The organism is Ochrobactrum sp. XJ1, assembly GCF_024701725.1.
In the GTDB taxonomy this organism is placed as follows: Bacteria; Pseudomonadota; Alphaproteobacteria; order Rhizobiales; family Rhizobiaceae; genus Brucella; species Brucella anthropi.
The window spans coordinates 299,830-318,742 of the sequence record NZ_VDGD01000001.1; the positions used below are offsets into that span (position 1 = coordinate 299,830).

Consider the following 18,913-nt stretch of genomic DNA (forward strand, 5'->3'; position numbering starts at 1 on the left):
ATAAGCCTCTTATGGGCGCGGGTCCACATTGCCATTTGGTATGGGCTGCATTTTCTGTTTCATTAGTTAATACGGGAAAGGCAATTTTACAGGCTCGGGCCAATATCCGGGTTGTGCACAGCCGGTCACCTATAATGGTTACCAGCCGGTGACCGTTAACAGCAGGATTTGATATTGAACCCCGCAATTGGGAATTTCTCAAAAAAGAGAGCTATAATCACTTGCAATATGGATCGATTCTCCGTATGTGACCCCCTGTCGGCGACGCCAGAGCGTCACGCAGCCGACACAAAGGTACGCGGTCGTAGCTCAGTTGGTTAGAGCGCAGGATTGTGGCTCCTGAGGTCGTTGGTTCAACTCCAACCGACCGTACCATTGTCTCTCATATATTCGTTGCGAGTTTAAATCAGCGATAAAACGCTGGTTCGTAGATCTGAGAAAAATTCATAAAAACAACAGTTTGACGCGAATTGCAGGAATGCGATAGCGCGCTCGATGCTTTAATTGGAACCAATAGCCTACCCTGCCATTAGGTCTGTAGCGGCAAATCTTATGCCGCTGAAACCAACAGGAGGATTTGATCCATGAAACAGGTCAACCCGACTGAGGCAAGGCAGGGGCGCGAAGGCAAGCCCGTTCTCATCGTGCTGCTGGTCAGTATCGCGGCGGCACTGGTCGTGTGGGTGCTGGTCGAAATCTACGGAACCGTTATTTCTCCCGATGAGAATACGCCCAATGGCGAGAACTCCCTGCCACCCGCCACGACGGAATCGGTCCCACCGGCGTCGGCGAAATGATCGTTTGCTTGCGAGTGCGCGTCGTTGGTACATTCGTCTATAGCGGAACCAAACCCAATGGTGCCCGTTGTGAAGCATGGAACAATTCTGGGCTGAATTTACGCATGAGAATGTAATCAGTTTGCCGGTGGTTCTGGCGCGGATGCTGCTGGCAACACTGCTCGGTTCCATTATCGGTCTGGAGCGGGAATGGCGTCGGCGACCGGCCGGGTTGAAAACCCATATGCTCGTCTGTCTCGCCTCCGCTACCTTCACGATTGTTTCGCTGGAACTGGTCAATGTGCCGGTATTCAACGATCAGAATATCCGGATGGACCCTTCGCGGCTCGTTGAAGCAATCACCAGCGGCGTCGCCTTTCTGGCGGCGGGCTTCATCATCTTCGCACGCGGAAAAATAACCGGCATCACGACCGGCGCCGGCATGTGGCTTGCGGCCTCAGTGGGGCTCGCCAGTGGTCTGGGCCTCTGGCATATCGCAATCATGGCGACGTTGATTGCCGTCACGGTTCTGGTCGTGGTGGGCAGGATGGAAAACTCGGTTGGCCCGGACAACAGCAAAGTCGAGGACAAAACCTCCTGAGCTGTTACCGAGCCAACAGTTTGCCGGAGTGACGGATTAAGCGTCGGCGAGCGCTTCGGCGATGCTGTCCTTCAAGGCAAGGCGCTGTTTGCGCAGGTTTGTTTCTTCTTCCTGGCTTACTGGCGCAATCTTCGTTTCAGCGCGGTGGATGCGGTCATTGACGGAATCGTATTCTTCCAGAATGCGGGCAAAATGCGCATCCTTTGCCTTCAATGCGTGAATGGCGTCGAGCTGGCCGGGAAACTCTTCTCCAAGTGTATGGGGGGTGTTCGACATTCTTTAGCTCCTTCCTTTGTTGAAAAGAGCTTCGCAAGCCAGCGAGCCAAAGGCATTGATCGCGATCAAGTTGAGCGGAAAGGAATATGCGGAAACTGCATGGCTGGCATGCAAATGCCGATCTTCTAAGTTGTCAGTGCGATCCCCATCTCATGGGCACGGACCAATGAAGTGTCCGTGATGGAGAGAAAAATGTTTACCCGCTTCCATAATCGTTTCGGTCGTGCATTCGCGCAATTCGGCAGCGCCGTTCGTGCTTCTGCTGCTGTGCGCGCTGGTCAGAAGCCTACTGCCCAGGACCTTGAGACGCTTGGCATCGACGTTGACCAGTTCCGTCGTATTCAGGGTTGAGCAATCAAGTAAGCGTATGTGTATCTGAGTAAAAAAGCCCCGGGTTTCCGGGGCTTTTGTTTTTAGTCTTCGTCCGTTGCCATCTGGCTCAGCAGGGCACCCTTGCCACGCTGGCGCATGATCATCGGCACAACGACTGCTGCAATCGCCAGTGCGATCAGCACGATCGATACCCAGGAATGCACCAGAGCCATCGGGTTGCCCTGACTGATCTGCAATGCCTGACGCAGGCTCTTTTCTGCCATTGGCCCGAGGATCAGGCCAACAACAACCGGCGCGATGGGATATGAGAAGCGCCGCAGCACGTAGCCCAGCACACCGAATGCCAGTAGCAGGCCGAGCTCGAATGAAACCGGCAGGCCGAACAGCATCGAGGTGGAGGCATTCGCACCGATTGTTCCAAGCGTTGCGAAAACCAGAATGCCTGCATAGAGCCAGTGGCGCGGGATGGTGAGCATCTTCACCCACAGGCCGATCAGCGGCAGGTTGAGAACCAGCAGCATCAGATTGGCCACGAGAAGGCTCGCCACCAGACCCCATACCAGCTTGGCATTGGTCACGAACAGGAGAGGGCCGGGCTGCAGGCCGAACTGCTGGAAACCGGCAAGCATGATTGCTGCCGTTGCCGTGGTTGGCAGGCCGAGCGTCAGAAGCGGCACGAGGGTGCCCGCAGCCGAAGCGTTATTGGCCGCCTCCGGTCCCGCAACGCCTTCGATAGCGCCTTTGCCGAATTCTTCCGGATGTTTCGAGAACTGCCGTTCCGCTGAATAGGAAAGGAAGCTCGACACGTCGGCGCCGCCTGCTGGCATGGCTCCGATTGGAAAGCCGATGGCGGTGCCGCGCAACCACGGCATCCATGAGCGTTTCCAGTCATTCTTGGTCATCCAGACGGAACCCTTGACGGCGATGACTTCATCCTCTGGTCGAAGCTTCTTCGACACGACCGCAAGGGTTTCACCGATGGCGAACAGCGCCACCGCCAATGTGGTGACATTGATCCCGTCGAGCAGGTTCGGCGTTCCCATGACGAGACGTGCCTGACCCGTCAGCTGATCGATGCCGATCAGGCCGAGCGCCAGTCCGATGAACAGGGACGTCAATCCGCGAAGCGTGGAATCGCCGAATGCTGCCGAGACCGTCATGAAGGCCAGAAGCATGAGCGCGAAATATTCGGACGGTCCGAAGGACAGGGCGAATTTCACGACCCATGGTGCGACGAAGGCAAGCGCCAGAGTGGCGAGCAGGCCTGCGATGAACGAGCCGATGGCCGCCGTTGCAAGCGCTGGCCCGCCACGCCCGGCCCGGGCCATCTTGTTGCCCTCCAATGCGGTGACGATGGAGGCGCTTTCTCCCGGTGTATTGAGCAGGATCGATGTGGTCGACCCGCCATACATGCCGCCATAATAAATGCCCGCGAACATGATGAGCGAGCCGGATGGATCCAGCTTGTAGGTAACGGGCAGGAGGAGCGCGACGGTAAGTGCAGGGCCGATACCTGGCAAAACACCGACGGCGGTGCCGAGCGTGACACCGATCAGCGCGTAAAGAAGGTTCGATGGTTCAAGCGCCACCAGAAGTCCGTTGGCGAGAAGTGCGACAGTATCCATGATGGCACTGAGCCTTTAAAGCATTTCCAGCAAAAATGCGAAGCGGTTTTGCGTGGAATAATGCGACAAAACAAGGACTTAGAGCATTTCCAATGTTTCAGTCAAAACTGGGAATGCTCTAAACGAATTGTTCGAGCCAGCCGGACGGCAGCGATAGCTGCAGGCCGCGTGCAAAGATAAACCAGATCACGAAGGCGAAGACGATGCCGACGGGAACGCTGATCCAGAATTTGCGATAGCCGAAGCCACGTGCGGTTGCTGCGAAAAGCAGGCCGGTGGACAAGGAAAAGCCGACAGTCTTCATCGTCAGCATCTGGATGGCCAGACCGCCGATGATCCATGCCATCGGGGCGATCTCCTGATGCTCTCGCTCTGGAAAATCACCGCGAAGCGCCTCGAATACGGTCCAGATGGCAAGGCCGAACAATCCGGCTGCGACGACATAGGGAACGGTTTTCGGGCCGACCGGCGAGTAGCTCGTCACGTCGTTTCCATAGGTTGTCGACCAGGCAATGGCGATGGCGACAGCGGCAAGAACAAGGGCGATGACAAGAGCGGCGAAATCTGGCGCCGCCCCTTCCGGGCGGCGCTTTTCCTGCGGTTCTGTTCCTGTCATTTGACGAGGCCGATTTCCTTGAGGATGGTTTCAGTCGCAGCGACGTCCTTGGCAAGCTGCTCCTTGAACGCCGGGCCGGCGAGATAAGTATCCGCCCAGCCCTTGTCTTTCAGAGCCTTCTGCCAGGATTCCGACTTCACCATTTTCTCGATATCGGCATTGATGGCAGCTTCCTGCTCGGCAGTGATGCCGGGAGCAGCGGCCACCATGCGCCAGTTCTGGATAGAAACGTCCACGCCGCCTTCCTTGAAGGTCGGTGCGTCAATGCCTTCCACGCGCTCGTCGCTCGAAATGCCGATGATGCGCAGCGTACCGGCCTTGATCTGGGCGTCGAATTCGCCATAGCCGGAAATGCCGACGGTTACCTGATTGCCGAGAATGGCTGCCAGTGCTTCGCCGCCGCCTGAGAAGGCGATGTAATTGACCTTGGTCGGGTCGACGCCTGCTGCCTTGGCAAAGAGGCCAGCGGTGATGTGATCGGTGCCGCCCGCAGAACCGCCGCCCCACGAAACGGAGCCTGGATCAGCCTTCAGCTTCGCGGCAAGGTCGCCAAGGTTCTGGATGTCGGAAGAAGCAGGCACGACGATGGCTTCATATTCACCGGTAAGGCGTGCAATCGGCGTGATGGCGTCGAGCGTGACCGGCGATTTGTTGGTCAGGATAGCGCCGACCATGACATAGCCACCGACGATGAGCTGGCTTGGGTCGCCCTTGTTCTGGTTCACAAACTGGGCAAGGCCGATAGTGCCACCAGCGCCCGGAACGTTGATGACCTGCACGCTGCCGGAAATCTTTTCGTCCTGAAGCGCGCTCTGCATCGTGCGCGCCGTCTGGTCCCAGCCGCCGCCCGGAGCCGCAGGCGCCAGCACCTTGTAGTCTTCTGCGGAAGCAGAGCCTGCCATAGCCAACGCCGCTACCGACGTCAGGGCCAGAATAAATCTACGCATATGTCCTCCCAGATAGAATGTGTGCCGCCTCCCGGCGGACCTCCCCAAAGTCCCGCTCCTCTAGCGGGAGAAAACTACATGGAGATTAGCGAAAACAAATTCAATAGGCCAGCGCATGCGACGATAGTTTGGCCGCAATTTAAATAACGGGCTTTCGAATCGCTTGAAAACCGTGTGTTGGAAATAGCCATCGAGACCTGCTTGACGGCGACATCGGGTCAACGTAATAGTGTAACGACGGTTCCCCGACCGAGAGCGAAGGGGATTAATAGGGAACACGGTGAGGACGACCCGAAAAGGGGCCAAGACCGTGGCTGCCCCCGCAACTGTAAGCGGATTGCCGTTCATCCTCGTGACGTTGAAAGCGTCATGCCACTGTGCCGGAGAAGCGCGGGAAGGCAGATGAACAGCAGATATTCGTGAGCCAGGAGACCTGCCGTCTAGTGTTGTCCATTGTCACGGGCGGGGATGCCCGGAGCAGGAGCCGGTTATGACAGATTTCCGCGTCGCAGGACGCATCCTTCCATCGTCATCACATGATTTCGACATGTCCCCGGATATGCCTGTCCGTCTTCCGTATCGGATTTTTTCCGTCAGCTGACAGGGCGTCTTTTTCTCATCATTTCGGGGACTTTCATGAATATTCTCGGCAAGATGCCGTTTCGCGCCGCCCTCTGTGCGGTTGCATTTCTCGCAGGCGGTTTGGCTGCACAGGCAGCGGAAACGCAATATCCGCTGACGCTGAAAAATTGCGGTCGTGACGTGACCTTCAAGCAGGCACCGAGCCGCGCGGTTGCGGTCGGCCAGAGCAGCGCAGAAATTCTTTACAGCCTTGGTCTCGGCGACAAGGTCGTCGGCACGGCAGTGTGGTTCGGGCCTGTTCTCAAAGGTTTTGAGGAGGTGAATGCCAAGGTAAAGCGGCTCGCCGATAACGATCCGAGTTTCGAAAGCGTTCTGGCGCAGAAGCCGGATATCGTGACGGCGGATTTTCAGTGGCATGTCGGGCCGACCGGCATTGTTGCGAAGCCTGAACAATTCGAGGAACTGGGCATTCCGGCCTATACATCGCCTTCCGATTGTGTTGGCAAGGACAATTCCGGCGGTGGCGACGGTGTTCGTACGGCAGCCTTCAAGATGGATATCGTCTATCAGGAAATCACCGAACTGGCGGAAATCTTCAATGTGCAGGATCGCGGCGAGAAACTCGTCGCCGACCTGAAGGCGCGCGAAGCGGCCGCGCGCGAAAAAATTGGGTCTGCTGGCGGCAAGCTGTCTGCCGTTGTCTGGTTCTCCAGCACGCAGGTCGATGCCGATCCTTACGTCGCAGGCAAGTTCGGCGCGCCCGCCTACATTCTTTCGGCACTCGGCATCAAGAATGTCATCAACAGCGAAGAAGAATGGCCAACGGTTGGATGGGAAACGATTGCAAAATCAGACCCTTCGATGATCGTTGCTGCAAAGCTGGACCGCCGCCGCTATCCGGCTGACGACATCGCCGTCAAGCATCAGTTCCTTGATAGTGATGCGGTCACGAAGCTGATGCCAGCAGTCAAGGACAAACATGTCTTCGACATGGATGCGCAGTCGATGAGCACTTCGCTTCGCGTGATCGAAGGCATCGAAACACTTGCAGCCGATATCGCCGCCTCGGACCTGAACAAGTGACGGCGCGGGCAGCGACAACAGGCTTCAAACAGAAGGGAAGGGCCCGCTCCGGCGTGTTCTTCCTGGCCTTTTCGCTTGTCCTGCTTCTTCTTGCCCTTTGGCTCGGAGCGGCGATAGGCGAAACGGCGATACCACTCGATGTGGTTGCGAAAACCGTAGCCAATCGGGTGTGGAACGCCGGTTATCCGCTCGAACCCATCGATGAAGGGATTGTCTGGAGCTATCGCCTCAGCCGTGCGGTTATCGCTGCATGTTGCGGCGCGTCTCTCGCAATATCCGGCGTTATTCTGCAGTCGCTGCTCCGAAATTCGCTCGCGGATCCGTATATTCTGGGCATTTCCGCCGGCGCCTCGACTGGAGCCGTCGCCGTTGCCATTCTTGGCATCGGCGCTGGCGTGCTGACACTCTCGCTGGGTGCGTTCATTGGCGCTATTGTTGCTTTCTGTCTCGTGTCCCTGCTGGCGCTGCGGGCGGGGCGAGGCAGCAGCGCTATCATTCTGGCGGGTATTGCCGGTTCACAGCTTTTCAACGCGTTGACGTCATTCATCGTCACCAAAGCAGCAAATGCCGAACAGGCGCGCGGTATCATGTTCTGGCTCCTTGGCAACCTTTCCGGCGTGCGCTGGCCCGATGTCACTCTTGCTCTGCCTGCCTGTCTGATCGGTCTTGCCATCTGTCTGTGGCATGCGCGTGCGCTCGATGCCTTCACCTTCGGAACGGAATCCGCAGCTTCTCTCGGCATACCGGTGCGCCGCGTCTACGCGGTGCTGATCGGCGTCAGCGCCATGATGACGGCGGTCATGGTCTCCATCGTCGGCTCTGTGGGCTTTATCGGTCTCGTCATTCCCCATGCGGCGCGAATGGTGGTCGGGGTCAGGCACGGCAGGTTGTTGCCCGCGGCGGCCCTTATTGGAGCAATCTTTATGATCGTCGCCGATATTCTGTCGCGTATCATCATTCCGGGTCAGGTTCTGCCGATCGGGGTCATTACGGCGTTGTTCGGTGCGCCGGCCTTCGCCCTGTTGCTTGGACAAAGGAGGGCGTCGTCATGATCCTCTCAGCATGCAATGTCGGCTGGTCGGCGGGCAGTGTCGAAATCTTGCGCGATGTTTCGCTGGAAGTGGCGGAAGGTGAGTTTCTTGGCATCATAGGGCCGAATGGATCGGGAAAGACCAGCTTTCTGTCTTTGCTTTCCGGTGTTCGCAGATGCCGCGTGGGCGAAGTGAACCTCTGCGGTGCATCCATCGACAGTTTTAGTCGTCGCGAGATTGCGCGCCAACTGGCGCTGGTCGAGCAACAGGCGGGAACAACCGAGCGCATTACGGCGCGTCAGGCGGTCGAACTCGGGCGAACGCCCTATCTTGGGGCCCTGTCGCCATGGTCGGCGGAAGACGATGCAATCGTTGACCAGGCGCTGGTCAATGTCGATATGGTCCATCTGGCTGACCGCTATTGGCATACGCTTTCCGGCGGAGAGCGGCAGCGCCTGCATATAGCGCGCGCCCTGGCGCAGGAGCCGCGGATTTTGCTTCTGGACGAACCGACCAATCATCTCGATATCGGGCACCAGATCGGGTTGCTTGATCTTGTCAGTCGTCAAAAACTGACAGTCGTGGCTGCCTTGCATGACCTGAACCATGCTGCGATGTTCTGCGACCGCATCGCGGTGATGGACAAGGGCAATCTCGTCGCGCTCGGCACACCGCGAGAGGTGTTGCGGGCAGAGCGTATCGCCGAGGTCTTCGGTGTCGATGTCGACGTCGAATATCAGGGCATCAGCGGCTGTCACATCCGCTATCGTGCTCCAGGTCAGCGCCCGTTGGAACTCAGACATTCTGCATGATCGGTCAGGCTGCAAGTCATTGTTTCGGTTGCTGCGGTACTTCTAATAAACGGGAAATAAATAGGATTATAAAATAGGTATTACTAATATTAATATTGATGTTTTCGGATAACATCATGAAAAGTTGTAGCTTTTTCAGAGTTTACTCACAGTAATGTGAGCGGTTTTGTTGACAAACTGTTTCCATCGCGTTGACGGTTGCGCTATACAGCCTCAGCGCATCAGGGCATGCATTCACTTGTAAGGCTGTGGCCTTTCTTGTTGAGTGCAGGCTGAAGGACAGAAGAGATCATTCTTTGATTTGTTCCGTCATTCACGGTTCTGATATGCGGGTCGCCCCGGTTTTGGGCCGGGAAGATCCGTTTTAAATAAAGAAACCTTATTGGCAGGTTCGCATGAATGCGACGTGCGGCGAATGCAGTTTTTTCAATGAATTATTATACTTATAAAGAGCGGCGGCTTTTCGTTTTGGAAAGCCGCCGTTGTTTTATCAAGGATATTGGGCGCCGGTGACTGTGAGATAGACCGCATAAAGCGACTTCGTTGCTGTGATGAACAGCCGATTGCGGCGTGGACCGCCGAAAGTCACATTGGCGACCGTTTGCGGCGTCCTGACCTTGCCGAGAAGCGTCCCTTCCGGCGAAAAGCAGTGCACGCCATCACCAGCACTGGTCCATAGATTACCATCCGTATCGAAACGAAAGCCATCCGGCAGGCCCATGTCGATGGTGCAAAAAACCGTGCCGCCCGTCAGGCGCTTACCGCCATCCACAACGTCGAAGACGCGGATGTGACGGGGCGCATCCTCATTGTGGCTATAGGCGCTGTCGGCGACGTAGAGTTTTGTTTCGTCCGGTGAAAAGGCGAGACCATTCGGCTGGTGGAAGTCAGTTATGACCGCATCGATATTGCCGGTCTTCGGGTCGAGGCGATAGACATTGCGCGACGGCTGTTCCGGCTCAGCCTTATAGCCTTCGTAATCGGCCATGATGCCGTAGGTCGGATCGGTGAACCAGATCGTTCCATCCGAGCGCACGATGACGTCGTTAGGCGCATTGAGCTTCTTGCCCTGATAGCTGTCCGCCAGCACAGTGATGCTGCCATCTGGTTCCGTGCGGGTGACGCGGCGACCGCCATGCTCGCAGGTGACGAGGCGTCCTTCACGATCACGGGTGTTGCCGTTGGAGAAATTGGAGGGCTGGCGGAACACTGAAACGCCGCCATCTGGGACCCAGCGCAGGATGCGCTGGTTCGGAATGTCACTCCACAAAAGGCAGTTCTGGTCACCGAACCACACCGGGCCTTCCGCCCAGCGGCAGCCGCTATAAAGTTCGTCCAGATCGGCGCTCGGCACGATCATCTGCTTGAAGCGTTCGTCGTGGATTTCGTAAATCGAAACAGTCTGAGACAAGGGAGATACTCCGAAGATAATTAGCGCTCGGCGCGTCGACCACTGGCGAGGATGATCACCGCAATGATGGTGAGGCCAGTCAGGACAAGACGGACACCGGCGCCGAAGCCGTAGGTGTTGAGCATCGAAACTATGAGGAACATGAAGAGGGCGGCACCCCAAATACCAGGGATGTTGGAATCACCGCCTGCAACCGCCGTGCCGCCGATGATGACGACGGCAATCGACATCAAAAGATATTCCGCGCCCATGTTCAGCGCTGCACCGCCCGAGAAGCAGGCAAGCAGAAAGCCGCAGAGCGAAGCGAGCACTGCACAGAGCAGATAGGTGATGAAGCGGGTGCCATCGACCGGAACGCCCGCCATGCGCGCAGCGAAAGGATTCTGGCCAATTGCCGAAATCCAGCGTCCATAGATGCTCTTCTTCAACAGTACCCAGCCAATGACTGACAGGATCAGCGCCACGAGGGCGACATTGGGAACGCCAAGCGTGGAGGATGTCGTGAACTGCGCTAGGCTTTCCGGCGGTTTCACGCGCAGGCCGCGATTGCTCCAGATGGCGGTGGACTGGATCAGGAAGCTCATCGACAAGGTGGCGATGATGGGCGGAATGCGCAGAAGCTTGATCAGCGTATAATTGCAGATGCCAATGGCAACACCAACCAGAATGGCAACACCAAGCCCCGCAAGCACCATGCCGTCCTGCGTATCCATGAGCTTGAGCGCCAGTGTTGCGGCGAGCGTCATATTGGCCGGGACCGACAGATCGATATTGCCGGGTCCGAGCGTGATGACGAACATCTGGCCGAGGCCGACAATCACCGAAAAGGACGCGAAAGTGAAAGCTGCGTGGGAGAGCCCGTGCGCGCCAGCGCCGCCGGTAAAGAGGATGGTGATGATCCAGACGACGGCAGTGGCGATGAACGACCATATCCACGGACGGTTGGTCAGGATGGTGAGACCGCTCATTGCTTTTTCTCCCTCTTTTCGAGGCGATTGAGGAAGAGGCGCAATGCCAGCACCACGATGAGAATGCCGCCTTGTGCACCGATCTGCCAGTCCGGCGAAATGCGCATGAAGGAGAGGAACGATCCGGCAAGCGTCAGCGTCAGTGCGCCGATGACGGCTCCGATAGGCGATACGCGTCCGCCGACGAATTCACCACCGCCGAGAATAACGCCTGCGATAGACAGAAGCGTATAACGTAACGCGATATTGGCATCGGCCGATGTGGTGAGACCGACGAGTGCGATACCTGCAAGCACTGCGAAGAAGGCCGCCAGTGCATAGGTTCCGGCGCGGATCATGGTCACAGACCAGCCCGCACGTTCTATGGAGCGGCTGTTACCGCCCGCGCCACGCATTAGCACGCCGAAGGTCGAGCGCATGACGATGAAATGCGTGACGACCGCGATCAGGATGCTGGCGACAATGGCCATCGGCATGAAAGGCGGCTTGGCGGTCATGATCCAGCGCGCCCAGTCCGGCGCCTGTCCGCCGGGCGAGGGCAGCAGCAGAACGGCAAACCCGCCCCAGACGAAGCTCATGCCAAGCGTGACGACGATGGAAGGCAGATTGCGCAGGTGGATCAACGCGCCAAGCGCCGCATAAGCTGCAATGGCTGCGGCAAGGATCAGCACTCCGATGACGGGCGCAGTGTTGAGATAGGTTGCGGCAACACAGACCACGAAACTCACGAAGGTGCCCATCGAGAGGTCGAGGTCGTTGACCGCCATGATGAGCATCTGGGCGATGGTCGCTAGCGCAATGGGGACGGCCAGATTGAACAGCAGATTCAGCCCGGTATAGCTCATGGCGCGTGGTTGCATGTAGAAGACGGCGGCAAGCAGCAGAACCAGCGAGAAAACCGGCGTCAGCAGGCGGATGGAGGAAGAGGAAAGGCGCATTATTCGTGACCTCCCTCAAATGATGCTGCAAGCACGTTCTTTTCCGTAATGTCTTCGCCGGTCAGTTCCGCAACGATACCGCCGTCGCGGAAAACATAGACGCGGTCACAAAGTTCGATTTCATCCATTTCGGTGGAGTACCAGACGAAGGTGCGTCCGTTGTCAGCCTCATGGCGCAGGATTTCATAGACTTCCTGCTTGGTGCCGACATCGACGCCACGCATCGGATCGTCCATCAAAATAGTGTTGGCGCTGGTTGCCAGTGCACGGGCGAAAAGCACTTTCTGCTGGTTGCCACCCGACAGTGACAGGATGCGGTTACCCATATCCGGTGTGCGTATCTGGATGCGGTCTTTCCAGTCACTGCCGAGGACGTCTTCCCGCTTCTGGTCAACCAGCTTTGCCGACGACAGCCGGTCCAGCGAGCCGATGGTGAGATTGTGCAGAATGCTCCACAGCGGGAAGGTGCCGTTGAGGCTGCGGTCGCCCGCAACGAAGGCGATTTCGCAATTGCGAGCCGGAACCCAGTTCGGCCGCCGTGCATAGTAGAGATCGAGCAGCATCCTGGTCTGTCCGTGTCCGGCAAGACCGGCGAGACCAATGACTTCGCCCCTGAATGCCTGAAACGGCTTGATGTCGCTGGCGCGCTTGGCAAAGGACAGAACGGGCGTGCCGCTCATATCGGTCTTTGCAACGCGGCGCGCAGCCTTTTCGCGCTCGACGCTGCCCATGGCTTCGACAAGGCTGCGATTGGTGAAATCGTTTGCGGCGCGGTTGGCGACCACCTTTCCGTCCTTCATCACCACGATGCGGTCGGAGGTTGAGAGGATTTCACCCAACATATGCGAAATCAGGATAACCGCGCCGCCGGTGCTGACGAAACGGCGCACATAGGCCATGAGCTGCGCGGCGATGCCTGCATCAAGCGAAGAGGTCGGCTCATCGAGAATAACCAGTTTTGGCGCAGTGCCGGGCGCGGTAAAGTTGATGGCGATTTCGACCATCTGCCGCTCGGCGATGGAAAGCTCGTCGATGGTGGCACTGCTGTCGATCTTGTGGCCCGGAAAAATCTCGTCGAGCTTTTTGGAAATCAGTTCGACGGCCTTGCCGCGCCAGCCAGCGCCCGTCAGGTCGCGCTGCATGATGCGGACATTTTCGGCAATGGTCAGGTTTGGAAACAGCGACAATTCCTGAAAGACGCAGCGCACGCCATGCTTGCGCGCCATCGTTACGCCGTATCCTGCTTCCTCATGATAGGAAACGCTGCCTTCATGTGGCGACAGCCCGCCATTGATGACATTGACGATGGTGGATTTGCCCGCGCCATTGTGGCCGACCAGCCCGACGCATTCGCCTTCGCGGATCACGAGCTCGGCACCATCCAGTGCTTTCACCGCACCGAACTGCACGCGAATATTGCGCGCGGCGACGACCTCCCGTTTCTCTGCTGTTTCTGTCATACGCTCAACTGATTGCTGGAAATGCTGAAGAATAGACGATGGAAAAGGGCGGGAACGAAACCCGCCCCAATCGCTCGATTATGTGAGGCCCGGCTTACTTGGCCGCGTCGATAACCTTCTGCGCGTCTTCCAGCGAATATTCGACATTGGCGACGCCACCCTTCCGGGTGTTGGCCAGATCCTTGTCGAGCGATTCCTGGCTGACGCTGAGGAACGGAACCACGAGGTCCTTCTTCACGTCCTTGCCGTCGAGAATCTGCTGGGCAACCCAGAAAGCAAGCGTCGAAACGCCGGGTGCAATCGAAACCGACATGGTTTCGTAGCCATTGGCGTCCTTCTGTTGCTTCCACCACTGCAGTTCGTCTTCACGGTTGCCCATGATGATGATCGGCGTTTCGCGCTTGGCGGCGGCGAAGGCCTGCGCAGCGCCATAGCCGTCACCGCCTTGCGTCACGACTGCGTCAACTTTCGGCAGGCTTGGGAGGATGCCGGCGACGGCACGCTGTGCGACGTCCGCCGCCCAGTCGCCATTGACGGAGCCGACGATCTTGAATTTCGGATGCTTCTTCACGCCTTCTTCGATGCCGGCATGGATATTGTCATCGACCGAAACACCGGCAAGGCCGCGGATTTCAAGCAAGTTGCCGCCATCGGGGAAGCGCTTTGCGAGATAGTCGATCTGGCCTTCGCCCATTGCCTTGAAATCGACCGCGATGCGCCATGCGCAAGGCTCGGTGACGATGCCGTCGAAGGAGACGACGGTGATGCCCGCATCGCAGGCTTCCTTCACGGCACCGTTTAGGGCCGTCGGTGAAGCCGCGTTGATGACGATGGCGTCATAGCCCTGCAGGATCATGTTCTGGATCTGTGCAGCCTGTTCTGTCGCCTGATTTTCTGCGGTCGTGAACGGATCGGCGGCGGCCACCACGCCAGCCTTCACGGCTTCCTTGGTAATCTTGTCCCAGCTTTGCAGCATGGCCTGGCGCCATGAGTTGCCAGCATAATTGTTGGAGAATGCAATCTTCTTCGACGATGTGTCAGCCATCGCGCTGCCAGCGGCGAGAACGCCTGCCAGTGCTGCGGATGCGAAAAGGATTCTTGCGAGTTTCATTCTTTCCTCCCGGTTGCCAGTGTACGACCCGCAGCGCCCCGGCACTTCGGATCGTCTGAATTGATTGTGATGCGGGCCTCCCGCACCGCCGCTCCTCAACGGCACCAGTCTGCACCTGACGCGATTTTACGCTCTTGTCTTGCGGGCAATTTTCTGGTGAAGCGAGGATGAAAGAAGACAAGCCTTCTGTGAAGGCCGAATGAAGCAACTGTCTTGCGGGTTCCCGCAGCAAAATTGCGGGAACCCGCAAGACGCGCCGAGGATGTGACGGCGTATTATAGTGCTTCAGGAGCAATTTGCGTTTGGAGGAGAAACGCTTGGCCGAACTCGTGCCCCAGAGGTTGCTCGACCACTATCTGAATATTTCCAGATTGCTGGCGGGACAACTCGACTTCGATTCCATTATTCAGGCGGTGGCGGCGGAAATCACGCATATCGTGCCCTATGATCATCTGGACGTTTGCATCAAGATGGTCGATGGCAAGTTCCACATCGCCTATGAGAGCGGCATATCGACGGCCTGGAGCCGTAATCCTCCCGCCCTGTTGTCGGGCAGTCCCATTCGAACAGTGCTCTCCGGCGAAGTCGACCATCTTCTGACCGACGATGCGCGCACCGATCAGCGTTTTCACTTTGAAGGTTCCTTTTCCAGTCCGATCATCGAGCATGATCTGAAAGGCCGCCTGCATGTGCCCTTGAAGGCGCAGGGCGATATTATCGGCGCGCTCAGCTGCTCCAGTCTCGCGCTCGCCTGCTACACCATGCGGGACGTGGAAAACGCCCAGTCGATTGCCGATCTGCTTGCACCATATTTTTTTGCGATCCGCGCGGCGGAACAGGCCAAGCGTTCCGCTATCGTGGAAACGGAAGCGCGCGCTCGCGAGGAAGGCTTGCGTTTCGGCGCGTTGAAGCTGACCGAAGCGCTGGAGACAGAGCGCCATCGCATCGGTATGGATTTGCATGATCAGACGCTGGCCGACCTGACACGCCTTGCGCGTCACGTGGAGCGGCTTACCCATGCACCGGACCTCTCGGGCGAGCAGCTTGAACCGCTGTTTCGCGGGCTGCAGCATTGCATGCACGATCTCAGGCAAATCATTGAAGAAGCTAAGCCTTCAATTCTTCAGCTGTTCGGTTTTGTGCAAGCGACGGAAAACCATCTTGACCGTTCGGTGCGCGACAGTGGATCGTCCATCGAGTGGACGCTGGACGACCGCAGCGACGGCATGGCCGATCGGCTGGAGGAAACAGTTGCGACTTCGCTGTTCCGCATCGTGCAGGAAGCGATCAACAATACGATCCGCCATGCTCATGCCAGCCGGTTGCGGGTTACGTTTCGCGACAAGGGCGGTCGCCTGCACGTCGAAGTCGCTGACAATGGCATCGGCATGGATCGCCAGATGCAACGTTCCAGTGACGGGCATGGTGTCGGACATGGGATCGACAATATGCGCACGCGCGCGCGGTTGATTTCTGCAAGTTTTGCTATCAGGAAAAATGGGGAAGGCGGTGGCACCAGCGTGACGATCCATCTGCCTGTGGAAATGTGCCGGGAGACGGGAGGGTAAAATGCATGTTCTGATCGTGGAAGATGATCCATTGCATCGCGCCTATCTTGGCGAGGCTGTGCGTGCGGCATTGCCTGAATGCAGCGATGTGCTGGAAGCCGACAACGGCTCGGCAGGTGAGAAGCTGGCCCGTCAGCATCGCGCAGCCCATATCGTCATGGACCTGCAGATGAGTGGACGTAACGGCATTGAGGCCGCCCGCACCATCTGGAAGGAGAATCCTGAAACGCGCATCCTGTTCTGGTCGAACTATGCCGACGAAGCCTATGTGCGCGGTGTGTCGCGCATCGTGCCGGAAGGGGCGGCTTATGGCTATGTGCTGAAATCGGCGTCCGACGATAAGCTGCGGCTGGCATTGCGCAGTATCTTTGTCGAAGCACAATGCGTCATCGACCGCGAGGTGCGCGGCCTGCAGCAAAAGAGCCTCGGTCATGCCAGCGGTTTCAGCGAAAGTGAGTATGAAATTCTGGTCGATATTGCGCTGGGGCTTACGGATCGCGTTATTGCGCGCCGCCGCAATCTGTCGCTGAGAAGCGTCCAGAACAGATTGCAGCAACTCTATGAAAAACTTGGCGTTTATCAGGAGAAAGGCGAGCCGGAGGAAGGGCGTTTCAATCTCCGGGCTCGTGCCGTGACGGTAGCGCTTTTGCGCAAACTACTGAATTACAGTGCGCTGGAACGCGCAGAAATCGAACTGAACGAATGGCTTAGCCGACAGCTGCCTTCAAACGGCTCTGTGCGAGATTGAGGCCGAGTTCCGACGCACGGGCGATGACCGGAGCGAAGCGACGCCGCTTCTTTTCGTCATGGTTGGAAGCAATGTCTGCGATGCGATGCTTGAGGAAAGGGTTGAGAAACCGCTCCCGCACCGAAGCCACGTAAGCTTCGGCCTGTTCGCCAAGGCCGTCCGCAGCAAATACCGGCAGGACTTCCTCGCGCCATACCGCTTCCAGTTCATTCCGGATCGTTTCGTCCTGCATGGCTTCCAGTACGATCTCGTCTTTCGGACGGCTGCCCTTGAGCCATTGTTCCGCGATGAATGTGTGGCCAAGGTTGAGCAAGTAGAGTTTCAGATGCTCATAGCGCGCAAGATCGTCGGTGACGACGATATCTTCGTGTTCGCAAGGAAGCGTCAGGCCATCGGCCTTCTCGATTGCCCAGAGCGCATAGGGCTCGGCGATGGCGCCGATTGGCTCGATGGGTTCGGAAACGATGCGATCGACAAGGCTGTTGGCAAAAATGCATCGGGTTTCGAGCCATTGCACGAAACCGTCCGGCAGTTTCCAGTTATGGGCAAGATCGATGAGGATCGAGCGCAACCTGTCGCCATTGCGCGAGATCAGCTCGCAGGGAAACAGCGACAATGGCGCATCGGGATTGTGCTGCCAGCGGTGATGTAGAAGCACCAGAAGTTTGGCTGGAAAACTCTTCGGCAAAGCATCCGGGTTCGCAAGAAGCGAGCTGTCATCGCTTCTGTCGAGTTCGTAGCCCTTGTCGCCGGTGTTGGAGAGGATCACATCGACGCTGGCACCGAGGTCGAGAATCGCCGCCCAGTCGTGATGTGCGGAATAGGCAGCGGTAACGCCCTTCGCCTGATGTTCCGTCTCGGATGGCTTGCTGTCGACAAGCCCACGGATCATCACAGGATAGCCGTTGCTTTCGTTCAAAGCCGCGATGCGCTGGCTGCTCTGCGGGTTTGAAGTCGTCTGCACGACGGCAATTGTCCCAATGGCTTTGCCCTTGGAAAGCGCCTCCGAAACAAAGAAATCGACATGAGCCAACAGAAAACGGCTGGTGCCGAACTGCAGGATCGCTGGCTTCTCGTGCATGACCTTCTCCCATAAATCAGTGGTTTTAACTAAGCGATGCAGGGTAAATTGGTCAAGCCAGTAGGATTCTTTATCGAACGATTGGTTCGGTTCCACATGTTGAAATGCGCGATTTGCCGCAATTAACCGGGTTTTTAAGCATATTGCGCTTCTGTCCGGTTGGAAATATGGTAAGGCCAATTCGAGGAGAGGCGGATTTGGGAGCGCTATGAGCGATTTTACGGCAACTGCGGAACCGCGCAGGCTTTATCAGCAGATTGCAGACCGGGTGAGAAGCCTTATCCAGGACGGCCAGTTTCCTGCTGGCAGCAGGCTACCGGCTGAACGCGAGCTGGCGCAGCAACTTGGCGTGTCGCGGCCTTCGCTGCGCGAGGCGCTTATCGCACTCGAAATCGCCGGTAATGTCGAAATCCGCATGGGGTCGGGCATCTATGTCACGGCAGAGTCGGAAAAGCGTTCGCTTTTACATGGCGCTTCCATCGGCGAGAGCCCGCTTGAAATCATGCAGGCGCGCGAAATGGTCGAAGGCAGCGTGGTCGTCACGGCTTGTGCGCGCATGACGCCTGAAAGGCTTGCCGAGTTGCGCGCAACGATTGACGCAATGAAGGTGAATGTCGATGCCGGGCGCAAGGCGATTGAGCTCGACAGGCAGTTTCATCTGCTCATTGCCGAGCAATCAGGCAATTCCGTGCTGGTGCGCATCGTGCGCGACCTTTTTGACGAGCGGCATAGTCCGCTGACGTCGCATATCAGGACGCGCTTCGAGGACAACGATACATGGGCTCTGGCTTTGGCCGAGCACGAAGCCATCTATGCGGCGCTGGAAGCGAGGGATCCGCTTCAGGCGCAGGCAGCCATGCGAACGCATCTGGACCGGTCCAAGCAGCGTTGGATGGATAATGAACCCAGCGAGTAATTAGCCGGGACGATTTGGGAGTGAGGTCAG

The 18,913-nt window shown here is 57.5% G+C and carries 19 protein-coding genes, 1 tRNA gene and 1 riboswitch; of the genes, 10 read left to right on the plus strand and 10 right to left on the minus strand.

The annotated features are described in order from the left end of the window. Nucleotides 1-298 precede the first annotated feature (298 nt). The 3 genes from FG152_RS01495 (at nucleotide 299) to FG152_RS01505 (ending at nucleotide 1,377) form a co-directional block, all read left to right on the plus strand. Nucleotides 299-375 (plus strand) — tRNA-His (locus FG152_RS01495). A gap of 209 nt (nucleotides 376-584) precedes the next feature. Then, nucleotides 585-797, plus strand: coding sequence for a hypothetical protein (locus tag FG152_RS01500; RefSeq protein WP_010659108.1), 213 nt, complete (start codon nucleotides 585-587; stop codon nucleotides 795-797). A gap of 76 nt (nucleotides 798-873) precedes the next feature. After that, nucleotides 874-1,377, plus strand: a complete 504-nt coding sequence (locus tag FG152_RS01505) for an MgtC/SapB family protein (protein ID WP_010659107.1) — start codon at nucleotides 874-876, stop codon at nucleotides 1,375-1,377. 36 nt (nucleotides 1,378-1,413) lie between these two features. On the opposite strand, the gene FG152_RS01510 is transcribed toward FG152_RS01505, so the two are convergent. Continuing rightward, on the minus strand, nucleotides 1,414-1,653 hold the full coding sequence (locus FG152_RS01510; RefSeq protein WP_010659106.1) for an HP1242/YdcH family protein: 240 nt from the start codon (nucleotides 1,651-1,653) through the stop codon (nucleotides 1,414-1,416). 192 nt (nucleotides 1,654-1,845) lie between these two features. On the opposite strand from FG152_RS01510, the gene FG152_RS01515 reads away from it, so the two are divergent. After that, complete coding sequence (locus tag FG152_RS01515) at nucleotides 1,846-2,004, plus strand: hypothetical protein (protein ID WP_010659105.1); 159 nt, start codon at nucleotides 1,846-1,848, stop codon at nucleotides 2,002-2,004. Nucleotides 2,005-2,066: 62 nt separating this feature from the next. Here the strand turns inward: FG152_RS01515 and FG152_RS01520 are convergent, their stop codons facing one another. The 3 genes from FG152_RS01520 to FG152_RS01530 all read right to left on the minus strand — a co-directional run bounded on the left by FG152_RS01520 (nucleotide 2,067) and on the right by FG152_RS01530 (nucleotide 5,174). After that, nucleotides 2,067-3,611 (minus strand): tripartite tricarboxylate transporter permease, encoded by a 1,545-nt coding sequence (locus FG152_RS01520; protein WP_498985092.1) that lies wholly within the window; start codon nucleotides 3,609-3,611, stop codon nucleotides 2,067-2,069. A 118-nt stretch (nucleotides 3,612-3,729) separates the two neighbouring features. Next, nucleotides 3,730-4,227, minus strand: coding sequence for a tripartite tricarboxylate transporter TctB family protein (locus FG152_RS01525; protein ID WP_010659103.1), 498 nt, complete (start codon nucleotides 4,225-4,227; stop codon nucleotides 3,730-3,732). After that, entirely contained in the window at nucleotides 4,224-5,174 is a 951-nt protein-coding gene (locus FG152_RS01530) for a Bug family tripartite tricarboxylate transporter substrate binding protein (protein WP_010659102.1), read from the minus strand. Before FG152_RS01530 ends, FG152_RS01525 begins: the two co-directional genes overlap by 4 nt. A gap of 221 nt (nucleotides 5,175-5,395) precedes the next feature. Next, nucleotides 5,396-5,629: riboswitch (cobalamin riboswitch) on the plus strand. Nucleotides 5,630-5,810: 181 nt separating this feature from the next. On the opposite strand from FG152_RS01530, the gene FG152_RS01535 reads away from it, so the two are divergent. The 3 genes from FG152_RS01535 to FG152_RS01545 are packed head-to-tail and all read left to right on the plus strand — an operon-like array spanning nucleotide 5,811 to nucleotide 8,682. Next, the gene (locus tag FG152_RS01535) at nucleotides 5,811-6,839 is read left to right on the plus strand and encodes an ABC transporter substrate-binding protein (RefSeq protein ID WP_010659101.1); all 1,029 of its coding nucleotides are present in this window, start codon (nucleotides 5,811-5,813) and stop codon (nucleotides 6,837-6,839) included. Further along, complete coding sequence (locus FG152_RS01540) at nucleotides 6,836-7,891, plus strand: FecCD family ABC transporter permease (protein ID WP_010659100.1); 1,056 nt, start codon at nucleotides 6,836-6,838, stop codon at nucleotides 7,889-7,891. The genes FG152_RS01535 and FG152_RS01540 overlap by 4 nt, the downstream gene beginning before the upstream one ends. Beyond that, nucleotides 7,888-8,682, plus strand: a complete 795-nt coding sequence (locus tag FG152_RS01545) for an ABC transporter ATP-binding protein (protein ID WP_010659099.1) — start codon at nucleotides 7,888-7,890, stop codon at nucleotides 8,680-8,682. The genes FG152_RS01540 and FG152_RS01545 overlap by 4 nt, the downstream gene beginning before the upstream one ends. Nucleotides 8,683-9,172: 490 nt before the next feature. Here FG152_RS01545 and FG152_RS01550 read toward each other — a convergent pair whose 3' ends face one another. The 5 genes from FG152_RS01550 to FG152_RS01570 form a co-directional block, all read right to left on the minus strand. Continuing rightward, entirely contained in the window at nucleotides 9,173-10,042 is an 870-nt protein-coding gene (locus tag FG152_RS01550; RefSeq protein ID WP_050897432.1) for an SMP-30/gluconolactonase/LRE family protein, read from the minus strand. A 71-nt stretch (nucleotides 10,043-10,113) separates the two neighbouring features. Next, entirely contained in the window at nucleotides 10,114-11,061 is a 948-nt protein-coding gene (locus FG152_RS01555; RefSeq protein ID WP_010659097.1) for an ABC transporter permease, read from the minus strand. Beyond that, nucleotides 11,058-11,999 (minus strand): ABC transporter permease, encoded by a 942-nt coding sequence (locus tag FG152_RS01560; RefSeq protein ID WP_010659096.1) that lies wholly within the window; start codon nucleotides 11,997-11,999, stop codon nucleotides 11,058-11,060. Before FG152_RS01560 ends, FG152_RS01555 begins: the two co-directional genes overlap by 4 nt. Further along, the gene (locus FG152_RS01565; RefSeq protein ID WP_010659095.1) at nucleotides 11,999-13,459 is read right to left on the minus strand and encodes an ATP-binding cassette domain-containing protein; all 1,461 of its coding nucleotides are present in this window, start codon (nucleotides 13,457-13,459) and stop codon (nucleotides 11,999-12,001) included. The genes FG152_RS01560 and FG152_RS01565 overlap by 1 nt, the downstream gene beginning before the upstream one ends. 94 nt (nucleotides 13,460-13,553) lie before the next feature. Further along, on the minus strand, nucleotides 13,554-14,570 hold the full coding sequence (locus tag FG152_RS01570; protein ID WP_010659094.1) for an ABC transporter substrate-binding protein: 1,017 nt from the start codon (nucleotides 14,568-14,570) through the stop codon (nucleotides 13,554-13,556). A gap of 317 nt (nucleotides 14,571-14,887) precedes the next feature. Between FG152_RS01570 and FG152_RS01575 the strand changes: the two genes are divergently transcribed. Both FG152_RS01575 and FG152_RS01580 read left to right on the plus strand, forming a co-directional pair. Continuing rightward, on the plus strand, nucleotides 14,888-16,138 hold the full coding sequence (locus FG152_RS01575; RefSeq protein ID WP_010659093.1) for a GAF domain-containing sensor histidine kinase: 1,251 nt from the start codon (nucleotides 14,888-14,890) through the stop codon (nucleotides 16,136-16,138). Nucleotide 16,139: 1 nt separating this feature from the next. Beyond that, nucleotides 16,140-16,886, plus strand: coding sequence for a response regulator transcription factor (locus tag FG152_RS01580; RefSeq protein ID WP_010659092.1), 747 nt, complete (start codon nucleotides 16,140-16,142; stop codon nucleotides 16,884-16,886). Here FG152_RS01580 and FG152_RS01585 read toward each other — a convergent pair. Then, nucleotides 16,846-17,967: a mannitol dehydrogenase family protein gene (locus FG152_RS01585; protein ID WP_010659091.1), complete on the minus strand. Its 1,122-nt coding sequence runs from the start codon at nucleotides 17,965-17,967 to the stop codon at nucleotides 16,846-16,848. The genes FG152_RS01580 and FG152_RS01585 overlap by 41 nt on opposite strands. 208 nt (nucleotides 17,968-18,175) lie before the next feature. Here FG152_RS01585 and FG152_RS01590 point away from each other — a divergent pair, with 208 nt between their 5' ends. After that, complete coding sequence (locus tag FG152_RS01590) at nucleotides 18,176-18,883, plus strand: FadR/GntR family transcriptional regulator (protein ID WP_010659090.1); 708 nt, start codon at nucleotides 18,176-18,178, stop codon at nucleotides 18,881-18,883. Nucleotides 18,884-18,913: the final 30 nt, after the last annotated feature.